The organism is Xanthobacter sp. AM11, from assembly GCF_047444035.1.
Taxonomy (GTDB): domain Bacteria; phylum Pseudomonadota; class Alphaproteobacteria; order Rhizobiales; family Xanthobacteraceae; genus Xanthobacter.
Genome location: NZ_JBLAOA010000001.1, coordinates 830,176 through 848,742, shown reverse-complemented (window position 1 = coordinate 848,742; position 18,567 = coordinate 830,176). Strand labels below are relative to the sequence as shown.

The following is an 18,567-nucleotide window of genomic DNA, read 5'->3' as shown; positions in this document are numbered from 1 at the left end:
TCATCCGGCGCGGGGGGGGTCTTTCGGTGCGTCGATGCCGCCGGCGAACACCCGGCTCGCGCGCACGTCGCCTTCCTCGATGGTGGCGAGGGCGGCGCGGTCGGCCATGCCGCCCTGTTCGAACAGGCGCAGGGACTGGCGCAGGCGCATGCGGTCCAAGGCGTTGCGGATGGAGCGCGCATTGGCGAAATTCGGCTGGGCCCGGCGCAGGGCCACATATTCCTCCAGCGCCACGGCGGCCGCGCGGCTGAAGCTGTAGTCCGCCTCCTCGGCCATGGTGCGGGCGATCTCCACCAGCTCGGCGTCCTCGTAATCAGGAAAGTCGATGTGGTGGGCGATGCGCGAGCGGAAGCCCGGATTGCTTTCGAAGAAGCGGTCCATGCGGTCCTTGTAGCCGGCGAGGATCACCACCAGATCGTCGCGCTGGTTCTCCATCACCTGCAGCAGGATCTCGATGGCTTCCTGTCCGTAATCCCGCTCGTTCTCGGGCCGGTACAGATAATAAGCCTCGTCTATGAAAAGGACCCCGCCCATGGCTTTCTTAAGAATCTCTTTGGTCTTCGGTGCCGTGTGGCCGATATATTGACCCACAAGATCGTCCCGCGTCACCGAGACAAGATGACCCCGGCGCACATAGCCCAGGCGATGGAGGATCTGCGCCATCTTCAGGGCAACGGTGGTCTTGCCGGTGCCGGGGTTGCCGGTGAAGGCCATGTGCAGGGTGGGTGCGCCGGAGGTGAGGCCGAGCGTCTGCCGGGCGCGGCCGATGACGAGATGGGCGGCGATCTCGCGGATGCGGCGCTTCACCGGCTTCAGCCCGATGAGGCCGGCGTCCAGCTCGGCCAGGAATTGCGGAACTTCGCTTTCGGTGAAGAGAGCGCCGAGGTCGAGCCTGCCTTCGGCGGCCTTTGCCGGCAACGCGGCGGGCGGAGCGGAAAAGGCAACGTCGAGCATGACCCGGACCTCGGCTAAGTTGCGCGGTGGGAACGGCCGCGCTGGTGAAGCTGCAAGAGGGGCGAAGATCAGCCGGCCGAATACGGCCGGTGCTGCAGGCTGTAGCGCTGGGTGCGGCCTTCCACTTCGGTGCGCTCCAGGCGGAAGCCGTTCTCCACGGCCGGCCGCTGGACGATGAAGGACAGGCGCACCGTCTCCCAGCCGCGGGTGGAATCGAAGGCGTTCACCCGCACATAGAGGCCGGGATTGGCGGCGCGGCAGGCCTCCACCTCGCCATAGACGCCGGCGGCGTCGCGCAGGTCGAACATGGGCGGCCCCCACATTTCCCAATAGGTGTTCCGCGGGTGGGGGTCGTCCGTATATTCCACCGAGACCGCCCAGCCCTGGTCCAGGGCATACTGGATCTGGGCCTTGACCTGCGCCGGGGTGAGGTCGGGCAGGAAGGAGAAGGTGCCTTGGGTGATGCGCATGTCTTCCTCCTTCAGGCGACGGAAGCGGTGGGCACGAAATCGGACGTGTCGGTGGAGGCGTAGTTGAAGGTCACCTCGCCCCAGGTATCGAGGGCGGCGCGCAGCGGGCGGCACCATTTGGCCGCCTCGATGAGGATTTCCGGGCCCTCGTTCCTGATGTCCCGGCCCTCGTTGCGGGCCAGGATCATCGTCTCCAGCGCCACGCGGTTGGCGATGGCGCCAGCCTGGATGCCGTCCGGGTGGCCGATGGTGCCGCCGCCGAACTGCAGCACCACGTCTTCGCCGAACAGGTCGATGAGCTGGTGCATCTGGCCGGCATGGATGCCGCCGGAGGCCACCGGCATCACCTTGCGCAGGCCGGCCCATTCCTGGTCGAAGAAGATGCCGCGGGTGTAGTCGGTCTTGGTCGTCGTCTCGCGGCAGACGTTGTAATAGCCCTGCACGGTCATGGGGTCGCCTTCCAGCTTGCCCACCGCGGTGCCGGTGTGGAGATGATCGACGCCGGCGAGGCGCAGCCACTTGGCGATGACGCGGAACGAGATGCCGTGCCCCTTCTGGCGCGTGTAGGTGCCGTGGCCCGCACGGTGCATGTGCAGGAGCATGTCGTTCTCGCGGCACCAGTTGGAGATGGACTGGATGGCGGTCCACCCGACGATGAGGTCCACCATCACCACCACCGAGCCCAGCTCCTTGGCGAAGTCGGCGCGGCGGTACATCTCCTCCATGGTCCCGGCGGTGATGTTGAGATAGTGCCCCTTCACCTCGCCGGTCTCGGCCTGGGCCTTGTTGACGGCTTCCATGCAGTAGAGGAAGCGGTCGCGCCAGTGCATGAAGGGCTGGGAATTGATGTTCTCGTCGTCTTTCACGAAGTCGAGGCCGCCCTTCAGCCCCTCATAGACCACGCGGCCGTAGTTCTTGCCGGAAAGGCCGAGCTTGGGCTTGGTGGTGGCGCCCAGAAGCGGGCGGCCGAACTTGTCGAGGCGCTCGCGCTCCACCACGATGCCGGTGGGCGGGCCGCGGAAGGTCTTCACATAGGCCACGGGAAGACGCATGTCCTCCAGCCGGCAGGCCTTCAGCGGCTTGAACGAGAAGACGTTGCCGATGATGGAGGCGGTGAGGTTGGCAATCGAGCCTTCCTCGAACAGGTCGAGCTCGTAGGCGACCCAGCAGAAATACTGGCCCGGCTGACCCGGCACCGGCTCCACCTTGTAGGCCTTGGCGCGGTACATGTCGGCGGCGGTGAGGCGGTCGGTCCACACCACGGTCCAGGTAGCAGTGGAGCTTTCCCCGGCCACGGCTGCGGCGGCCTCGATGGGGTCCACGCCCTCCTGGGGGGTGACGCGGAAGAGGGCGAGGACATCGGTGTCCTTCGGCTGGTAGTCGCCATCCCAATAGCCCATCTGGGCATATTTGAGCACGCCGGCGGCGTACCTCTTCTTGGCGTCCTTGATCTGCCCGATGGCGGCGTCGGCACCCATGATGGCGGCCCTCCTGTTTGTTGGAGGGACCTTGCCGCGGGTCGCGATTTAGGTAAATTTGAATGATATGAACTAAGCATTCAGGAAAATGGAAGTGGCGCCTCACTGGACCCTCAAGCAATTGCGTCTCGTGGCCCTGGCCGCGGCCTCCGGTTCCTATGCCAAGGCCGCACAGGACATGGGTTTGAGCCCACCGGCCGTGACCGCGCAGATGAAGGCGCTGGAGGTGGAACTGGGGGTGCCCGTGTTCGAGCGGGTGGAGGGCCGCCTGCGACCGACCGCCGCTGGCGGCGAGCTTCTGGCCGCCCAGCAGCGCATCGCCCACGCCCTCGCCGAGGCCGAGCGGGCGATCGCGGCGCTGAAAAGCCCGGATCGCGGCTCGGTGGTGGTGGGGGTGGTCTCCACGGCCAAATACTTCGCGCCCATGGCGCTGGCCGCCTTCCGCAAGCGCCGGCCGGAAATCGAGCTGAAGCTGATGATCGGCAACCGGGAGGAGATCATCGCCGGCCTGGTGAGCCTGGACCTGGACCTCGCCGTCATGGGCCGTCCGCCAGCGGCGATGGAGGCGCAGACCCAGGTGATCGGCGACCACCCCCATGTGGTCATCGCCCCCCCCGCCCACCGGCTCATGCGCCGGCGCGCCCTCTCCCCCGCCAGCCTCTCCCGCGAACCGTTCCTGGTGCGCGAGCAGGGCTCGGGCACGCGCAGCCTCATGGAGCGGGTGTTCGAGGAAGCCTGCGTTCCGCATCCGCCCATCGCCATGGAGATCGGCTCCAACGAGACCATCAAGCAGGCAGTGATGGCGGGGCTCGGCCTCTCCTTCATCTCCGCCCACACGGTGGCGGCGGAGGTGGCGGACGGGCGCCTCGTGGTGCTCGACGTGGAGGGCCTGCCGGCGGTGCGCCAGTGGCTGGTGGTGCGCGCCCGCGACAAGCGCCTGCTGCCGGCCGGGCGGGCGCTGCTGGACTTCCTGGCCAAGGAGGGCGGCACGTTCCTGCCGAAGATGCCGGAGGGCGAGGGCGGGCGCTGCTTCCTGCCGTCCCGCTGAGGGCCGGGCCACCCTCTAGAGCACGCGCCGACCCGCTTGCAACGCAAGCTGGTCGGATAACGCGTTCTCTATCCTTAAGTGAGAGGGCGATTCACCGATCAAATTGATTCAATTTGATCGGATCGCGCTCTAACATATTGAATAGAGACGGATTTAATGCCCAACCGGAATCGCCTCGGCGATTGAGTGCAGGCAGCGCCGACTCTATCCCCGGATCGCCTTTCCGTCCGCCCCGAAAAAGGGGTGCGGCCCGGAGAATGTGCCGATGAAGCTGCGATGCGTCACCAGCCGGCCATCCGTGAACAGGTGCAGCGACAGGCTGGGCGGCTCCATGTGGAAGCTGGGCGGGGCGGCTGGATCGAGTGCCAGGCTCACCGCATGGGCCGGCGCCGGGGCGATGGTGGCGGCGATGCCGGCGAAGCTGGTGGTCACGGCGCGGTGCACATGGCCGCAGGTGAAGCCCAGCACCTGCGGATGCCGGCGCAGCACCTGTTCCAGCGCGGCGGCGTCCTGCAAGTTCTGCACGTCCATGTGGCGGATGCCGGTGTGGAAGGGCGGATGGTGGGCGGCCACCAGGGTCGGCCGCTCCCGGCCCTCGGCCAGCACCCGGTCGAGGAAGGCGAGGCCCGCCTCCCCCAGGGTGCCGTGGGGCCGGCCGGGGACGGTGGAATCCAGCATCACCAGCCGCAGGGGGGCATCGTCCACAACATAGTTCACCCGCGCACCCGCGCACCGCGCCGCAATCTGCGGGAAGGCGGCCAGCAGGCCGGCGCTGCTGTCGTGGTTGCCGGGGATGGGGAAGAGCGGCATGGGCAGGGCGGCGGTGAGGGCGCTGAAGCGGGCATATTCGGCCGCATCGTCGAAGTCGGTCAGGTCGCCGGTGACGATCACCGCATCGGGCCGGGGCGACAGGGCAAGGATGTGCGCCACCGCAGCTTCCAGGAAATGCGCCGTGTCCACCACCCCGTAGGCGCGGGTGCCGGGCCGGCGGATGTGGGTGTCGGTGAGCTGGGCGAGAAGCATCGGGTCACACCAGGGTGATTCGGGTGGGGTCGAGGGTAACGCCCACGGCCGCGCCGGTAACGAGGTCGGTGCCCGCCGGCGCCTCCACCACGATGCGCCCGCCGTCGGCCCCGGCGAGCACCACGCGCTGGCGCGCCCCCTGGAACTCCACCTGCTCCACCCGCAGCGTCAGCGCCGCCTCCGCCGGGGCGCACAGGGTGGCCGCCTCGGGGCGGAACAGCAGGGTGGCGGCGGCGCGGTCCGGCGCGGCGACGGGCAGGGCGCCCGCCGCGCTCACGAACCGCCCGTCGCGCACCGCGCCCGGGATGCGGTTGGTGATGCCGACGAAATCCGCCACGAAATCGTCGGCGGGCTGGAAATAGACCGCCCGCGGCGTGCCCACCTGGGCGATGGCGCCGTGGCGCATGACGACGATGCGGTCGCCCAGCGCCAGCGCCTCCGCCTGGTCGTGGGTGACATAGATGGCGGTGATGGCGAGGCGCTTCAGCAAGGCGTCGATCTCGGCCCGCAGGTGCTCGCGCAGGGCGGCGTCCAGCGCCGTGAGCGGTTCGTCGAGGAGGATGACGCGCGGCCGCACCGCCAGCGCCCGGGCCAGGGCCACCCGCTGGCGCTGCCCGCCGGAGAGCTGGTCGATGCGCCGGCGGGCCAAGGCCTCGATGCGCATCATCTCCAGCACCGCGGTGGCCTGCGCCAGGCGCTCGGCCTTGGCCACACCGCGCACGCGCAGGCCATAGGCCACATTCTCCACCACGCTCATGTTGGGGAACAGGGCGTAGGATTGGAACACCATGCCCACGTTGCGCTTCTCGATGGGCAGGCCGGTCACGTCGCTGCCGTCGAAGGCGACGCGCCCGCCGGCATCGGGCGTCTCCAGCCCGGCGATGATGCGCAAGAGGGTGGTCTTGCCGCAGCCGGAGGGGCCGAGCAGCACCAGCGTTTCCCCCGCCTTCACCTCCAGGTCGAGGGGGGCGAGGGCGCGGGTGCCGTCGGCATAGGTCTTGCCGCAGCCGGACACGGTGATGGCGGCGCCACCGGTAGCGCTCATCGGGGGCCTCCGGTGCGGCCGAACATCTGCAGGGCGATGAGGAGGGGCACGATCATGACGAAGAATACCAGGGTGTAGGCGCTCGCGATTTCGAGGCGCATGGAGGCGTAGCTGTCGGCCAGGCCCACCGGCAGGGTCTTGGTGAGCGGCGTATGCAGCATCCAGGTGAGGTTGAACTCGCCGATGGAGAGGGTCACCACCATGAGCGCGCCGGCCAGGATGCCGCCCCGCGCATTGGGCACCACCACATGGAAGAAGCGCTGCAGCGGCGAGGCGCCCAGCGAGGCCGCCCCCTCCTCCAGGGTGCGCACGTCGATGGCCGCGAGCACCGCCATCACCGAGCGCAGCATGAAAGGCAGGGTGTAGAGCACATGGCCGGTGAGGATGAACAGCGGGCTCATGCGGAAGTCGCGCCAGCCGCCATAGGCGAGGATGAGGGCCAGGGCCAGCGCCAGACCGGGGATGGCCACCGGCAGCGTCACCACCTCCTCCACCAGCCGCGACAGGCGGGAGGGCCGGCGCGCCAGCGCCCAGGCGGCGGGCACGCCCAGCACCAGGGTGACGGCGAGGGTGCCCAGCGCGATCCCCAGGGACAAGAGGATGGTGCTGGAATAAAGCTCCAGCACCTGCCGCACCCAGTCCAGCGTCAGGCCGGAGGCGAGGCCGCGGAAATAGTTCGCGGTGAAGCCGGCGAGGATGGAGGCGCCGGCCGGCACCATCAGGAAGGCGCAGGCGGCGAGCGTGACCGCCAGCTGGAAGGCGAAGGTGAAGTGATGGGGCTTCATGGTCTCACCCCGCCGCGGCCACGCCGGAGCCGGCCAGGTTGCGGGTCAACGCCAGCACCGCCCAGGTGATGAGGCCGAGGGCGATGGACAGCGCGGCGGCGGTGGAGAAGTTCGCGCTGAGGGTGAACTCGGTGTAGATGGTCATGGCCAGCACGTCGATGCGGGTGGCCAGGGTGAAGGCCGTGCCGAAGGCGCCCATGGCGGTGGCGAAGGCGATGGCGCCGGAGGCCATGAGCGCCGGGGCGATGCCGGGCAGGGTCACGTCGCGCAGCACCTGCGCGCGCCCCGCCCCCAGCGAGCGGGCGGCCTCCTCCAGCGCCGGATCGAGCTTCTCCACCGCCGCCATCAGGGTGACCAGCACCCGCGGCAGGGAGAAATAGACATAGCCCGCGAACAGGCCGGCGATGGAATAGGCGAACACCCACCGCCCCAGGCCGAGGCTCATGGAAACGCTTCCCAGCAATCCCTGCCGGCCGGCCAGAAGGATGATCATGAAGCCCACCACCACGCCGGGAAAGGCCAGCGGCAGGGTGAGCAGGGAGACCAGCACCGGGCGCCCGGGAAAGCGGTTGCGGGCGAGGAACAGGGCCACCACGGTGCCGATGGCCAAGGTGGCGGCGGTGACCGCGGCGGACAAAAGCAGGGTGGCCACCAGCGTGCCGAAGTGGCGCGGATTGGTGAGGATGGCGAGATATTCCGCCGCCCCGTTCGGCCCCGCTCCCGCCACTCCCACCAGCCGCACCAGGGGCAAAAGGAAGAAGGCGGCCACGAACACGAACAGCGGCAGCAGGAACAGGCGGGCGAGGCGGTCGGCGCTGTGCATGGGCGAGGTCGCGGGTCTGGAGGGTGAGAGGCCGCCGCATCCCCGGCCGGTGGGGGGCAGCGACGCCGCGCGGGTCTGGAGCACGCGCCGATCAGCCTGCGTCGCAGGCTGATCGGACAACGCGTTCTCTATCTTTAAGTTAGAGGGCGCCCCGTTACTTCACTGCGTTGAGATACGCCTCGGAGAAGTCCTTCTGGGCGGCTTCCATCCTGGCATAGTCCACCGGCTTGGCGCGGGCGTAGTCGGCGGCGGGCAGGAAGCGGCTGGCGATCTCCTTCGGCAGCTCGATGTTGCGCGCCGGGCGCAGGTAGGCCTTGGCCCACATGGCCTGGCCCTTGTCGGACAGCACGTAGTCGAGCACCTTCTTCGCCGCTTCCGGGTGGGGCGCGCCCTTCACCATGGTCATCACATAGGGCACCACCACCGTGCCTTCGCAGGGGATGACGAACTCGAAATGGCCCATGTCCGAGTAACGGGCGCGGTAGGCGTTGAAATCATAGTCGAACAGGATCGGGATCTCGCCGGAGACCACGCGGGCATAGGAGGTCTGCTTGGGCACGATGGGCTGGTTGGCTTGCAGCTTCCTGAAGTATTCGATGCCCGGCTTGAAGTCGTCCAGCGTGCCGCCCATGGCGCCGTTCACCGCCACCGCGCCCACATAGCCCACGAAGGCTGAGGTGGGGTCGAGATAGCCCACGAGGCCCTTGTACTCAGGCTTCAGCAGGTCGGCCCAGCAGGCCGGCACCGGCGCGCCGCCCAGGGCATCCTTGTTCACGAACAGGCCCAGCGTGCCCGAATGGATGGTGAACCAGTTGCCCTGCGGGTCCTTCAGGCCGGCCGGGATGTCGGCGAAGCCCTTGGGCTCGTAGGGCTGGGTGACGCCGGCATCCTTCGCCTTGATGCCGAAGGTGACGCCGAGATAGGCCACGTCGGCCACCGGGCTCGCCTTCTCGGCGATGAGCTGGGTGAGGGACTGGCCGGAATTCTTGTTGTCCTGCGGCACGTCGATGCCCAGGTCGGCCTTGATGGCCTTCAGCATGCCGCCCCAGTCGGCCCATTCAGGAGGACAATTGTAGCAGATGGCATCCGCCGCCGCGGCGGGGGCCGCGGGGGCGAGGGCGAGAATGGCGGTGATGGTCGCGGCCGCGAGGCCGGGAAGACGGAAGGCGCGGGTTCGGCTCATGGCATCAGCCTCATCACAGGGGCTTGGAGGGGGACTCTGTATCGGCGACCGGGCGGACGATGGCCCGCCGGCGGGCGGGGTCCGGGGCGCGGGCGAGGGTTCCCCCCGGCCGCAGGGTGAAGGGCAGGTGCTCCACGCGCGGCGGCGCGCTGCCCTCCAGCATGGCGAACAGCATGTCCACGCCCCGCTCGCCCATGAGGCGGGTGGGCGTGTCCACGGTGGCGAGGGTGGGGTAGACGGCACGGCCCAGGGCGATGCCGTCGAAGCCGGCGACGGAAACGTCGTCGGGGACCTTGAGGCCGAGCGCGCGCAGGGCGCCGGCCACGGAAATGGCGAGCAGATCGTTGGAGCACAGCGCCGCCGTGGGTCGCCCGGGTCCGGCGAACAGGCCGGCGAGGGTGGGGACGTGGCCCGGCGCGTCGCCCAGATAGTCCAGCTCCAGCGGTTCTTCCGGGGCAAGGCCCGCCGCCGACATGGCGGCGCGGTAGCCCTCGTGGCGCCGGCGCGAGCGATCGGAGGTGGAGAAGCGCCCGGCCAGGTAGGCGATGCGGCGGTGGCCGGCGGCGATCATCTCCTGCGTCAGGGCGAAGGTGGCGCCGGCATTGTCCACGCACACGGCGGGGCGCTCGCTGGCCTGTGGCTCGTTGTGCAGGAGCACATAGGCGATGCGCGCGGAATCCAGCAGGTCCAGGGTGGGGCTGTGGTCGGCATCGGCCACGGTGAGGATGAGCCCCGCCACGTTCTGCGCCACCAGCGTCTCCACCAGCTCCGCCTCGCGGGTCGGGTCATAGTCGGTGGAGGTGAGGAGCAGGGTGTGGCGGCGGGCGCGCGCCGCGGCCTCCATGCCGCTCACCGAGGCGGCGAAGACCGGGTTGGTGAGGCTGGGGATGACCACGCCCAGGGTGCGCATGCGCAGGGTCTTCAGCGCGCGCCCGATCTCGCTGGGGCGGAAGCCCAGCTCGTCGATGGCGACGCGCACGCGCGCTTCCACGTCGGCGCTGGTGGGGGCCGAGCGGTTGATGACCCGGCTTACCGTGGCGATGGAACATCCGGCGCGTTCGGCGACGGTGCGTATGGTGACGACGCGGGGCAATGGTGCTCCTGAATCCGGCATGCCGGCCATGCGGCTGCCCGATGAAGGGCGTGGGAGGCCGCGGCTGGCAAGTGCGAAAACGTTTTCAAGGCGCATTCTTGTCCATCAGCTGCGACACGCGTGTGACGCAGGGCGCACCGGGGCGGATGGCGGGCGGGGGCGGGAACGTGGCCGGTGGCGGCGCGACGGTCTCAAAAATAAACAGCGGGCGTGTCCGGGGACACGCCCGCTGTGAGGAAGGGATGATCAGGGGCGGCGAGAATCCCTTCCTTCTCATGGCCTCACCGGGGCGGGAGGCGATGCTCAGGTGGCGCGAGGAAAAATTAAACAGCGGGCGTGTCAGGGAACACGCCCGCTGTGGGGAAGGGATGATCAGGGGCGGCGAGAATCCCTTCCTTCTCGTGGCCTCACCGGGGCGGGAGGCGATCCTTTGGCGGCGGCCCCGCAAGCGGGCCGGCGTGGGGCGGCCCGGCGGGAGGCGGCGGCAGCAGGGCGGGCTCGATGCGGGCCAGCTGCTCCAGCTGCCGGGGCGTCAGGCGGGTCTTGAGGGCGTCGGCGGCCTGGATGAGGCGGGTCGCGGCCTTGCCGGCCTCCTCCACCCGCGCGGCGAAGGCGGCGGTGAGGGCCAGCGGGGCGGCGGGTCCCGCTCCCGGCGCGGGCGGCCGGGGCGGATCGGCGAACGGCGGGCGCGCCACCTCCAGCAGGGCGTCGGTGAAGTCGCGCCACGCGTCGATCTGGCCGGCGCGGATGCCCAGCTGCGCCTCGGCCGCCGCCAGGCTCTGCGCAAGGCCCAGCGGCCCGGGGGGCGGGAATGCCTCGTCCGGGCCCGGCGGGCGGCCACGGGGCGGCCGGGCGGGGCGGTCCGGGCCGGCGGAGGGGGGCATCATGTCCGGCATCATGTCCTGCGCCAGCGCCATGGGGCCGATGGCGCCGCTGGCGGGGGCTGGCTCCTGCCGGATGCGATCCTGCGCCTTCGCCGCGCTGGCAGCCGGCGCCGGCGCAAGCAACAGCCCGCCGCCGAGCAGGGGGACCAGAAGGGCCCCGGCGGCGAGGGCGAGGCGCAGTGCGCGATGTGGCATGGGGGACTCCGTCGGGCGTCGTTTCATGCGCACTGTCGCTGCTCTCCTTTGCTCCCGAAGGTCCGCATGTGTCCAAGCGTCTCCTGCGCGCCCCAATTTGTTGCGCAATGTTGCCAGGCCGGTACTGGCAACATTCGGACGCACATGGCGGCGGGAGCCGGCGGGTGGGTTCCGCTAGAAATGGCGCCTCACCTGGGGTTGCGAGCCGAAAGAGAGGCCAGTCGATTGGAAGGTGGTGCCCACATACTGGTCGTCGATGACGACCTTGAAATCCGCAAGCTGCTGGGGCGCTACCTCGCCGCCCAGGGCTTCCGCGTCACCCTCGCCGGCGACGGGCGGGAGATGGAGGAGAAGCTCGCCACCTGCCGCATCGACCTTCTGGTGCTCGACCTCATGCTGCCCGATGCCTCCGGGCTGGATCTGTGCCGGGCGCTGCGCAACCGCTCCGCCATACCGGTGATCCTCCTGACCGCCCTGAAGGAGGATGTGGACCGCATCATCGGCCTTGAGATCGGCGCCGACGATTATCTCGGCAAGCCGTTCAACCCACGCGAGCTGGTGGCCCGCATCCGCGCCGTGCTGCGCCGGACCGGAGGCAGCGATGCGCCCGCCGCCCCGGCCGCGGCGGCCCGGGTGTTCCGCTTCGGCCGCTTCCGCGCCGAGCCGGACATCCGCCGCGTCACTGCCGACGACGGCGCCGAGGTGGCGCTGACGGGCGCGGAATTCGAGCTGCTGATGGCCTTCCTGGAGCGGCCCGGCCGCATCCTCTCGCGCGACCAGCTGCTGGACATCACCAAGGGGCGGGAGGCCGGCCCCTTCGACCGCTCCGTGGACGTGCTGGTCAGCCGGCTGCGGCGCAAGCTCGGCGACCAGGGTACGTTCCAGATCCTGAAGACCCTGCGCAACGGCGGCTACCAGCTGGCGGTGCGGGTGGATGCGGAGGCGATGCCGTGAGGACGCTGCGCGCCCAGGTCACCGCGCTGCTCGTGGTGGCCATGCTGGTGGTGATCGCCCTGGCCAATGGTGCTTCCTTCTTCCTCGCCGGCCCGCCCTGGCCGCACTTCGCCGCCGCCGAGCCCCTGGCCTCCATCCTGGACTTGGCGCAGGCCGCGCCCGGCTATGTCAGCTTTGCCGGCGCGCCCGGCGGTCACGAGGCCGCGCCCGCCACCGGCATTCGCCCCGAGCCGCCCGCCGGGGAGATCCTGGAGGAGGAGACCCGCAGGCTCGCGGCGGACCTCGCACGGCTGGGCAAGCCCTTCCCGGTGCGCGTGGTGATGGCCGAGGGGGGCGGCCCCTTTCTCACTGCGGTGCGGTTGCCGGACGGAAGGTGGCTCGTGCTCCAGGGAACCCGCGGGATGATGCCGCCGCCGCCCGGCCCGCCCGGCGGCCCCTTCGGGCTCGCCACCTGGCTCGCCTTTCTGGTGGCGGGGGTGACGCTGGTGGTGTTCTTCGCCGTGCGCCGGCTGACGAAGCCCCTCTCCCTCATCGAGGAGGCGGTGGGGCGCATCGGCGCGGATGGCCAGCTGCCGGTGCTGCCCGAGCAGGGCGCCAAGGAGGTGCGCGCCGCCGCCGCCGCCATCAACCGGCTGTCGGCGCGGCTCAAGTCGGTCATGGACAGCCGCATGCGCATCGTCGCCGGCGCGGCGCATGATCTGCGCACCCCTCTCACCCGCATGCGGCTTCGCGCCGAGTTCATCGCCGACGAGGAGGAGCGCACCCAGTGGCTCGCCGACCTGGCCGAACTGGATCGCATCGCCGACAGTGCCATCCGCCTGGTGCGCGAGGAGGTGGAGGGCGGCCCGGAAGAGCGGGTGCGCTTCGACCGGCTGGTGACGGAGGTGGCCGCAGAGCTGGCCGAGGCCACCCATAAGGTGACGCTGCTGGAGGTGCAGCCCGCCACGGTTTCGGGGCGCTCCCTGTCGCTGAAGCGGGCGGTGCGCAACCTGGTGGTGAATGCCGCCACCCATGGCGGCGGCGCCCGCATCGCCCTGCACGCGCAGGGCGGGACCGTGGTCCTGATGATCGAGGATGACGGGCCGGGCATTCCCGAGGCCCTCATGGGGCGGGTGTTCGAGCCCTTCTTCCGGGTCGATCCCGGCCGCAAGGTCATCATCCCGGGGGCGGGGCTGGGGCTGGCCATCGCCCATGAGATCATCGGCCGGCACCGCGGCCGCCTCACCCTCGCCAACCGTCCCGGCGGCGGGCTGCTGCAGCGGGTGGAGCTGCCAGCGGCGGGCGAGGAAAGCACGCAGGACACCCTGAGCGCGATCCGGGCAAAGTGAATCCGTTTGCCCGGTGAATCGCCCTCTAAACTCAGGAAAGAGAATGCGTTGTCCGATCAGCTTGCGATGCAGGCCGATCGGCGCGTGTTCCAGAGGAGCGCGGCGGAGCGGCCGCGTTCCCCGTCCTCGGCGCAACCCCCGGCCTGCGGGGGTGCGGGCCGGCCGCAGCCGGCCGCGCGATCAGCGGGTGGGAACCGGCTTCTCGCCGCGATAATCGTAGAAGCCGCGCTGGGTCTTGCGGCCCAGCCAGCCGGCCTCGACATATTTCACCAGCAGCGGGCACGGGCGATACTTGGAATCCGCCAGCCCCTCGTGCAGCACCTGCATCACCGCAAGGCAGGTGTCGAGGCCGATGAAATCGGCCAGCTGCAGCGGGCCCATGGGATGGTTGGCGCCCAGCTTCATGGCCCGATCAATGGAGTCCACCGAACCCACGCCTTCATACAGCGTGTAGATGGCCTCGTTGATCATGGGCAGGAGGATGCGGTTGACGATGAAGGCCGGGAAGTCCTCGGCCACCGCATAGGTCTTGTGCAGGCGGGTGACGAACTGCTTCGAGCTTTCGAAGGTGTCGTCGTCGGTGGCGATGCCGCGCACCAGCTCCACCAGCTCCATCAGCGGCACCGGATTCATGAAGTGAATGCCGATGAAGCGCTCCGGCCGGTCCGTGGAGGCGGCGAGGCGGGTGATGGAGATGGAGGAGGTGTTGGACGCGAGCATCGCCTCCGGCTTCACCACGGCGCACAGGCCGGCGAAGATCTTGCGTTTGACCTCTTCCCGCTCGGTGGCGGATTCGATCACGAGGTCGCAATCGGAAAGATCGTCCACCTTCTCGGCCACGGCGATGCGGGTCAGCGCGCCCTGGCGGTCGGCCTCGCTCACGGTGCCCTTGGACACCTGCTTGGCCATGTTGCCGTTGATGGTTGCGATGCCGGAGCGGATGCGGTCGGCATCCGCGTCGTGGAGCGCCACGTCATAGCCGGCGAGCGCGCAGACGTGGGCGATGCCGTTGCCCATCTGGCCAGCGCCGATGACCCCGACCTTCTTGATCTCGAGCGGCATGATTCTCTCGTTTCGCCTTGATGCCGGGCGGAAGAGCCGGCGCCCTTCTGGCCGCGGCCGGGGGGACCCGGCCGCGTTCTTCTACGCTTATCCCTTCAGCTTGGCGATTTCCGCCTTCAGTTCGGGGATGACCGTGTTGATGTCGCCCACAATCCCGTAGTCGGCCACCTGGAAGATGGGGGCCTCCTCGTCCTTGTTGACGGCGACGATGACCTTGGAGTCCTTCATGCCGGCGAGGTGCTGGATGGCGCCGGAGATACCCAGCGCAATATACAGCTCGGGGGCCACCACCTTGCCGGTCTGGCCCACCTGCCAGTCGTTGGGAGCGTAGCCCGCGTCCACCGCCGCCCGCGAGGCGCCCACCGCCGCGCCCAGCGCGTCGGCCAGGGGCTCGATGAGCTCGGCGAACTTCTCCCGCGAGCCCACCGCGCGGCCGCCCGACACGATGATCTTGGCCGCCGTCAGCTCGGGACGGTCCGAGGCGGCGATGCTTTCCTCGACGAAGGTGGAGACGCCGGGGTCGCCGGCCGCCGACACGCTCTCCACCGCCGCCGCGCCGCCCTCGCCGGTGGCGGCGAAGGAGGCGGTGCGCACGGTCACCACCTTCTTGGCGTCGGTGGCCTTCACCGTCTGCACGGCATTGCCGGCATAGATGGGCCGCTCGAACGTGTCGGGGGCCACCACCTTGATGATGTCGGACACCTGCATCACGTCGAGCAGGGCCGCCACCCGCGGCAGCACGTTCTTCACCATGGCGGTGGAGGGGCCGACGATGGCGTCGTAGCCGGGCGCCAGCGCCACGATGAGCGCCGCCAGGGGCTCGGCGAGGCGGTGGGCATAGAGCGCGTCGTCGGCGACGAGCACCTTCTCCACGCCGGAGAGCCTGGCCGCGGCTTCCACGACGCCTGCGGCATTCTGGCCGGCCACGAGCACATGCACCGGGCCGCCCATGGCGGCGGCGGCGGTGAGCGCCTTGGCGGTGACGCCGTTGAGGGCCGAATTGTCGTGTTCGGCAACGAGCAGCACAGCCATCAGATCACCCCCGCCTCGTCCTTGAGCTTCGCCACCAGCTCGGCCACCGAGCCCACCTTCACGCCCGCCTTGCGGCCGGCCGGCTCCGCGGTGCCCAGCACCTGGAGGCGCGGGGCGACATCGACGCCGTAGTCCGCCGGGGTCTTCTCGGCGATGGGCTTCTTCTTGGCCTTCATGATGTTGGGCAGCGAGGCGTAGCGCGGCTCGTTGAGGCGCAGGTCGGTGGTGACGATGGCCGGGCCGGTGAGCTTCACGGTCTGCAGGCCGCCGTCGATCTCGCGGGTGACCGCCACGCCGCCGTCCTCGATGGTGACCTTCGAGGCGAACGTACCCTGCGGCCAGCCCAGCAGCGCCGCCAGCATCTGGCCGGTCTGGTTGCTGTCGTCGTCGATGGCCTGCTTGCCGAGGATGACGAGGCCGGGGGCTTCCTCGCCCACCACGCCCTTGAGGATCTTGGCCACCGCCAGCGGCTCCACCACGCCGTCCACCTTCACCAGGATGCCGCGGTCGGCACCCATGGCCAGCGCCGTGCGCAGGGTCTCGGAGGCCTGGGCCGGGCCGATGGACACCGCCACCACTTCCGTCGCCTTGCCGGCTTCCTTGAGGCGCAGCGCCTCTTCCACCGCGATCTCGTCGAACGGGTTCATGGACATCTTGACGTTGGCGAGCTCCACGCCCGACCCGTCCGACTTGACCCGGACCTTAACGTTGTAATCCACCACCCGCTTAACGGGCACCAGGATCTTCATAGAGGCGTGCTCCCCGTTCCCGAAAATGCGACCGGCGGTCGAAAAATCCCGCCTGTCGCCATGACGTCCGCCTGTTCCCTGCGATGCAGCATTTCTTGCGGGGCGGCAACGTAGGAGGGGGCCGAAAGCGTGTCAACGCTCGCTCTTGCCCGGTGCCGGCCGGCTCGGCACCCCCGAGGGATCGCGATCCAGCAGCGCGACCCCGGGGCGGCGCATGACGGTGACGAGCAGGGCGCCGCAGACAAAGCCGCCGATATGGGCCCACCACGCCGTGTCCTGGTCGTCGGCGGCGAGGATCTGCCACACCTGAAGGGCGAACCAGGCGCCGATGACCCACACCGCCGGCACCCGCAGCGGGATCTTCATGAACACCAGCGCCCACAGGCGGATGTTGGGATGCAGCATGAGATAGGCGGCGATCACCCCCGCCACCGCCCCGGAGGCGCCCACCAGCGGCACTTCCGAGCCGGGGTCCGCGACGATGTGCGCCGCGCCCGCCACCACGCCGCACAGCAGGTAGAAGGCCAGGAAGCGCACATGGCCCATGGCGTCCTCCACATTGTCGGCGAACACCCAGAGGAAGGCCATGTTGCCGATGAGGTGCAGCCAGCCGCCGTGCAGGAACATGTAGGTGAGCAGCGTGAGCGCCGCGGGCAGGCGCTCGTAGCCCTCGGGCAGCACCGCCTCGCCCGTCACCACGGCGGGAATGGCGCCATAGGCGAGCACCCCCGCTTCGCTCACCTCGCCGAACGCCCCGTGCTGCAGCGCCACGAAGACGAACACGTTCAGCGCCAGCAGCGCCCAGGTGACATAGGGGCGCACCACATGTTCGAGCGGATTGGCGTCGGCGATGGGGACGAACATGTTGTTCACCGCATGTTGCGGAAGGCGAGGCACCCGCACCCCCGTCCGGCGCGAGCTTAGAGCGCGATCCGATCAAATTGAATCAGTTTGATCGGTGAATCGCCCTCCAGATCCAGGATGGAGAACGCGTTCCCTGCAGCGCGGCGCGTCCCCGTGGGCAGGTCCGGCTGCAGAACCAACCGTGCCGGCGCGCTACCGGCTCGCGCCGGGCACCCAGAGCACGTCGTCGGCGCCGCGGGCATTGGCATGGCGGCCGGCGACGAACAGCAGGTCGGACAGCCGGTTCACATAATGGATGGCGGGGGCGCCCACCATGCCGTCCGCCTGGTGCGACAGGGCCACCATGATGCGTTCCGCCCGCCGGCACACGGTGCGGGCGAGGTGCAGGTGGGCCGCCGCCGCGGTGCCGGCCGGCAGGATGAAGGAGGTGAGGGGGGAAAGCCCGGCATTCAGCGTGTCGATGTCCGCTTCCAGCCGGGCCACCTGGGCCGGCACGATGCGCAGGGCGGCGCCCTCTGCCTCCCCCGGTGCCGGCGGCACGCACAGGTCGGCGCCGAGGTCGAAGAGGTCGTTCTGCACCCGCTTGAGCATTCCATCCAGCGCCGGATCGCCCTGCAGATGCAGGCGGGCGACGCCGATGACGGCGTTGGTCTCGTCCACCGCGCCGTAGGCCTCCACGCGCAGGTCGTATTTCGCCACCCGGGCGCCGGTGCCAAGGCCGGTGGTGCCGTCGTCGCCGGTGCGGGTGTAGATCTTGTTCAGCTTAACCATGGTGCGCAGCTCTCTCCATCGCTGCCTTATCCTACCGTCCCATGGCGTAGATCGTCACCATCACCAGGATGAGGGCGAGGAACTGGAACAGCACGCGCAGCTGCATCAGCCGCTGGGAGCGCTGGGGCGAGCCGCCGGCGGCGAAATTGAACAGCCCCAGCAGCAGCACGCCCGCCACGAGGGCGAGGGCCAGCGGGATGAAGAGATAGACCGACCAGTGGACCATGGGGCACCTGCGGGGAAGCGGGCTTGGCGTTCCGCTTCAGTTCAGGATGGCGATCGCCGCGTTGAGGGTGGAGGCGTAGCACACCCAGGCAAGATAGGGCACCAGCAGCGCGCCGGCGATCCGGTCCGCGCGGAAGGCGGCCATAACCGCCGCCGCCAGCACCGCCACCAGCGCCAGGATGACCGCAAGGCCGGCGATGATGGCATGGAGGCCGAAGAAGACCGGCGACCACGCCGCATTGAGCAGGAGCTGGGCGAGGAACAGCGCGATGGCGCGCCGGCGCGCCGGCCCGGGGGGCGCGCGGTCCCACAGCCGCCACAGCGCTACCGCCATGAGCAGGTAGAGCACGGTCCAGGCGACGGGAAAGGCCGCATTGGGCGGGGTCCAGGCCGGCTTGGCCAGGTTCTGGTACCAGCCGGCGATGGCCGGGGCGGTGACCATGCTGCCGAGCACCGCGACAAGGGCCACCAGCGCCAGGCAGCCCAGAAGCCGCAGCCGCGACACGGCGCAGGGGGAAAGGGGCCGGGGGAGGGTCCTGGTCATGCAGCACTCCGGCGGGGGGGGGACGCTTCGCCTCCCTTATAGGGCGGGGGTGCCGCT

Annotated in this window: 20 protein-coding genes; 3 read left to right on the top strand and 17 right to left on the bottom strand. The window is 69.8% G+C overall.

Annotated features, from left to right (window positions below; translation table 11 throughout):
- From cbbX to ACI7BZ_RS04045, 3 genes are all read right to left on the bottom strand, one after another.
- Complete coding sequence (cbbX, locus tag ACI7BZ_RS04055) at positions 1 to 954, bottom strand: CbbX protein (RefSeq protein WP_414115914.1); 954 nt, start codon at positions 952 to 954, stop codon at positions 1 to 3.
- A gap of 68 nt (positions 955 to 1,022) precedes the next feature.
- On the bottom strand, positions 1,023 to 1,424 hold the full coding sequence (locus ACI7BZ_RS04050) for a ribulose bisphosphate carboxylase small subunit (RefSeq protein ID WP_414115913.1): 402 nt from the start codon (positions 1,422 to 1,424) through the stop codon (positions 1,023 to 1,025).
- A gap of 11 nt (positions 1,425 to 1,435) precedes the next feature.
- Positions 1,436 to 2,902, bottom strand: a complete 1,467-nt coding sequence (locus tag ACI7BZ_RS04045) for a form I ribulose bisphosphate carboxylase large subunit (protein ID WP_414115912.1) — start codon at positions 2,900 to 2,902, stop codon at positions 1,436 to 1,438.
- Between the two features lie 94 nt (positions 2,903 to 2,996).
- Between ACI7BZ_RS04045 and ACI7BZ_RS04040 the strand changes: the two genes are divergently transcribed.
- Positions 2,997 to 3,950 carry a LysR family transcriptional regulator gene (locus tag ACI7BZ_RS04040; RefSeq protein WP_414115911.1) on the top strand — a complete coding sequence of 318 codons (954 nt, stop codon included), beginning with the start codon at positions 2,997 to 2,999 and terminating at the stop codon, positions 3,948 to 3,950.
- Between the two features lie 204 nt (positions 3,951 to 4,154).
- On the opposite strand, the gene ACI7BZ_RS04035 is transcribed toward ACI7BZ_RS04040, so the two are convergent.
- The 7 genes from ACI7BZ_RS04035 to ACI7BZ_RS04005 all read right to left on the bottom strand — a co-directional run bounded on the left by ACI7BZ_RS04035 (position 4,155) and on the right by ACI7BZ_RS04005 (position 10,981).
- Positions 4,155 to 4,973, bottom strand: coding sequence for a phosphodiesterase (locus ACI7BZ_RS04035; RefSeq protein ID WP_414115910.1), 819 nt, complete (start codon positions 4,971 to 4,973; stop codon positions 4,155 to 4,157).
- Positions 4,974 to 4,977: 4 nt separating this feature from the next.
- Positions 4,978 to 6,018, bottom strand: a complete 1,041-nt coding sequence (locus ACI7BZ_RS04030; protein WP_414115909.1) for an ABC transporter ATP-binding protein — start codon at positions 6,016 to 6,018, stop codon at positions 4,978 to 4,980.
- Positions 6,015 to 6,803 carry an ABC transporter permease gene (locus ACI7BZ_RS04025; RefSeq protein ID WP_414115908.1) on the bottom strand — a complete coding sequence of 263 codons (789 nt, stop codon included), beginning with the start codon at positions 6,801 to 6,803 and terminating at the stop codon, positions 6,015 to 6,017. Before ACI7BZ_RS04025 ends, ACI7BZ_RS04030 begins: the two co-directional genes overlap by 4 nt.
- 4 nt (positions 6,804 to 6,807) lie before the next feature.
- A complete protein-coding gene (locus ACI7BZ_RS04020) occupies positions 6,808 to 7,626 on the bottom strand; it encodes an ABC transporter permease (RefSeq protein ID WP_414115907.1) in 819 nt (272 codons plus the stop codon).
- Between the two features lie 154 nt (positions 7,627 to 7,780).
- Entirely contained in the window at positions 7,781 to 8,809 is a 1,029-nt protein-coding gene (locus tag ACI7BZ_RS04015) for an ABC transporter substrate-binding protein (RefSeq protein WP_414115906.1), read from the bottom strand.
- Positions 8,810 to 8,822: 13 nt separating this feature from the next.
- Positions 8,823 to 9,902, bottom strand: coding sequence for a substrate-binding domain-containing protein (locus ACI7BZ_RS04010; protein ID WP_414115905.1), 1,080 nt, complete (start codon positions 9,900 to 9,902; stop codon positions 8,823 to 8,825).
- A gap of 407 nt (positions 9,903 to 10,309) precedes the next feature.
- On the bottom strand, positions 10,310 to 10,981 hold the full coding sequence (locus ACI7BZ_RS04005) for a hypothetical protein (RefSeq protein WP_414115904.1): 672 nt from the start codon (positions 10,979 to 10,981) through the stop codon (positions 10,310 to 10,312).
- A 225-nt stretch (positions 10,982 to 11,206) separates the two neighbouring features.
- Here ACI7BZ_RS04005 and ACI7BZ_RS04000 point away from each other — a divergent pair, with 225 nt between their 5' ends.
- On the top strand, positions 11,207 to 11,935 hold the full coding sequence (locus ACI7BZ_RS04000; protein WP_414115903.1) for a response regulator: 729 nt from the start codon (positions 11,207 to 11,209) through the stop codon (positions 11,933 to 11,935).
- Positions 11,932 to 13,263 carry an ATP-binding protein gene (locus tag ACI7BZ_RS03995; protein WP_414115902.1) on the top strand — a complete coding sequence of 444 codons (1,332 nt, stop codon included), beginning with the start codon at positions 11,932 to 11,934 and terminating at the stop codon, positions 13,261 to 13,263. The genes ACI7BZ_RS04000 and ACI7BZ_RS03995 overlap by 4 nt, the downstream gene beginning before the upstream one ends.
- Positions 13,264 to 13,443: 180 nt before the next feature.
- On the opposite strand, the gene ACI7BZ_RS03990 is transcribed toward ACI7BZ_RS03995, so the two are convergent.
- The 7 genes from ACI7BZ_RS03990 to ACI7BZ_RS03960 all read right to left on the bottom strand — a co-directional run bounded on the left by ACI7BZ_RS03990 (position 13,444) and on the right by ACI7BZ_RS03960 (position 18,510).
- Entirely contained in the window at positions 13,444 to 14,325 is an 882-nt protein-coding gene (locus ACI7BZ_RS03990; RefSeq protein WP_414115901.1) for a 3-hydroxybutyryl-CoA dehydrogenase, read from the bottom strand.
- An 87-nt stretch (positions 14,326 to 14,412) separates the two neighbouring features.
- Positions 14,413 to 15,357: an electron transfer flavoprotein subunit alpha/FixB family protein gene (locus ACI7BZ_RS03985; RefSeq protein WP_414115900.1), complete on the bottom strand. Its 945-nt coding sequence runs from the start codon at positions 15,355 to 15,357 to the stop codon at positions 14,413 to 14,415.
- Positions 15,357 to 16,106, bottom strand: coding sequence for an electron transfer flavoprotein subunit beta/FixA family protein (locus ACI7BZ_RS03980; RefSeq protein WP_414115899.1), 750 nt, complete (start codon positions 16,104 to 16,106; stop codon positions 15,357 to 15,359). The genes ACI7BZ_RS03985 and ACI7BZ_RS03980 overlap by 1 nt, the downstream gene beginning before the upstream one ends.
- A 132-nt stretch (positions 16,107 to 16,238) precedes the next feature.
- The gene (locus ACI7BZ_RS03975) at positions 16,239 to 16,970 is read right to left on the bottom strand and encodes a rhomboid family intramembrane serine protease (protein ID WP_414115898.1); all 732 of its coding nucleotides are present in this window, start codon (positions 16,968 to 16,970) and stop codon (positions 16,239 to 16,241) included.
- Positions 16,971 to 17,162: 192 nt separating this feature from the next.
- A complete protein-coding gene (locus ACI7BZ_RS03970; RefSeq protein ID WP_414115897.1) occupies positions 17,163 to 17,741 on the bottom strand; it encodes a cob(I)yrinic acid a,c-diamide adenosyltransferase in 579 nt (192 codons plus the stop codon).
- A 31-nt stretch (positions 17,742 to 17,772) separates the two neighbouring features.
- Positions 17,773 to 17,967, bottom strand: coding sequence for a twin transmembrane helix small protein (locus ACI7BZ_RS03965; RefSeq protein ID WP_414115896.1), 195 nt, complete (start codon positions 17,965 to 17,967; stop codon positions 17,773 to 17,775).
- Positions 17,968 to 18,003: 36 nt separating this feature from the next.
- Entirely contained in the window at positions 18,004 to 18,510 is a 507-nt protein-coding gene (locus ACI7BZ_RS03960; protein WP_414115895.1) for a TspO/MBR family protein, read from the bottom strand.
- Positions 18,511 to 18,567 lie beyond the last annotated feature (57 nt).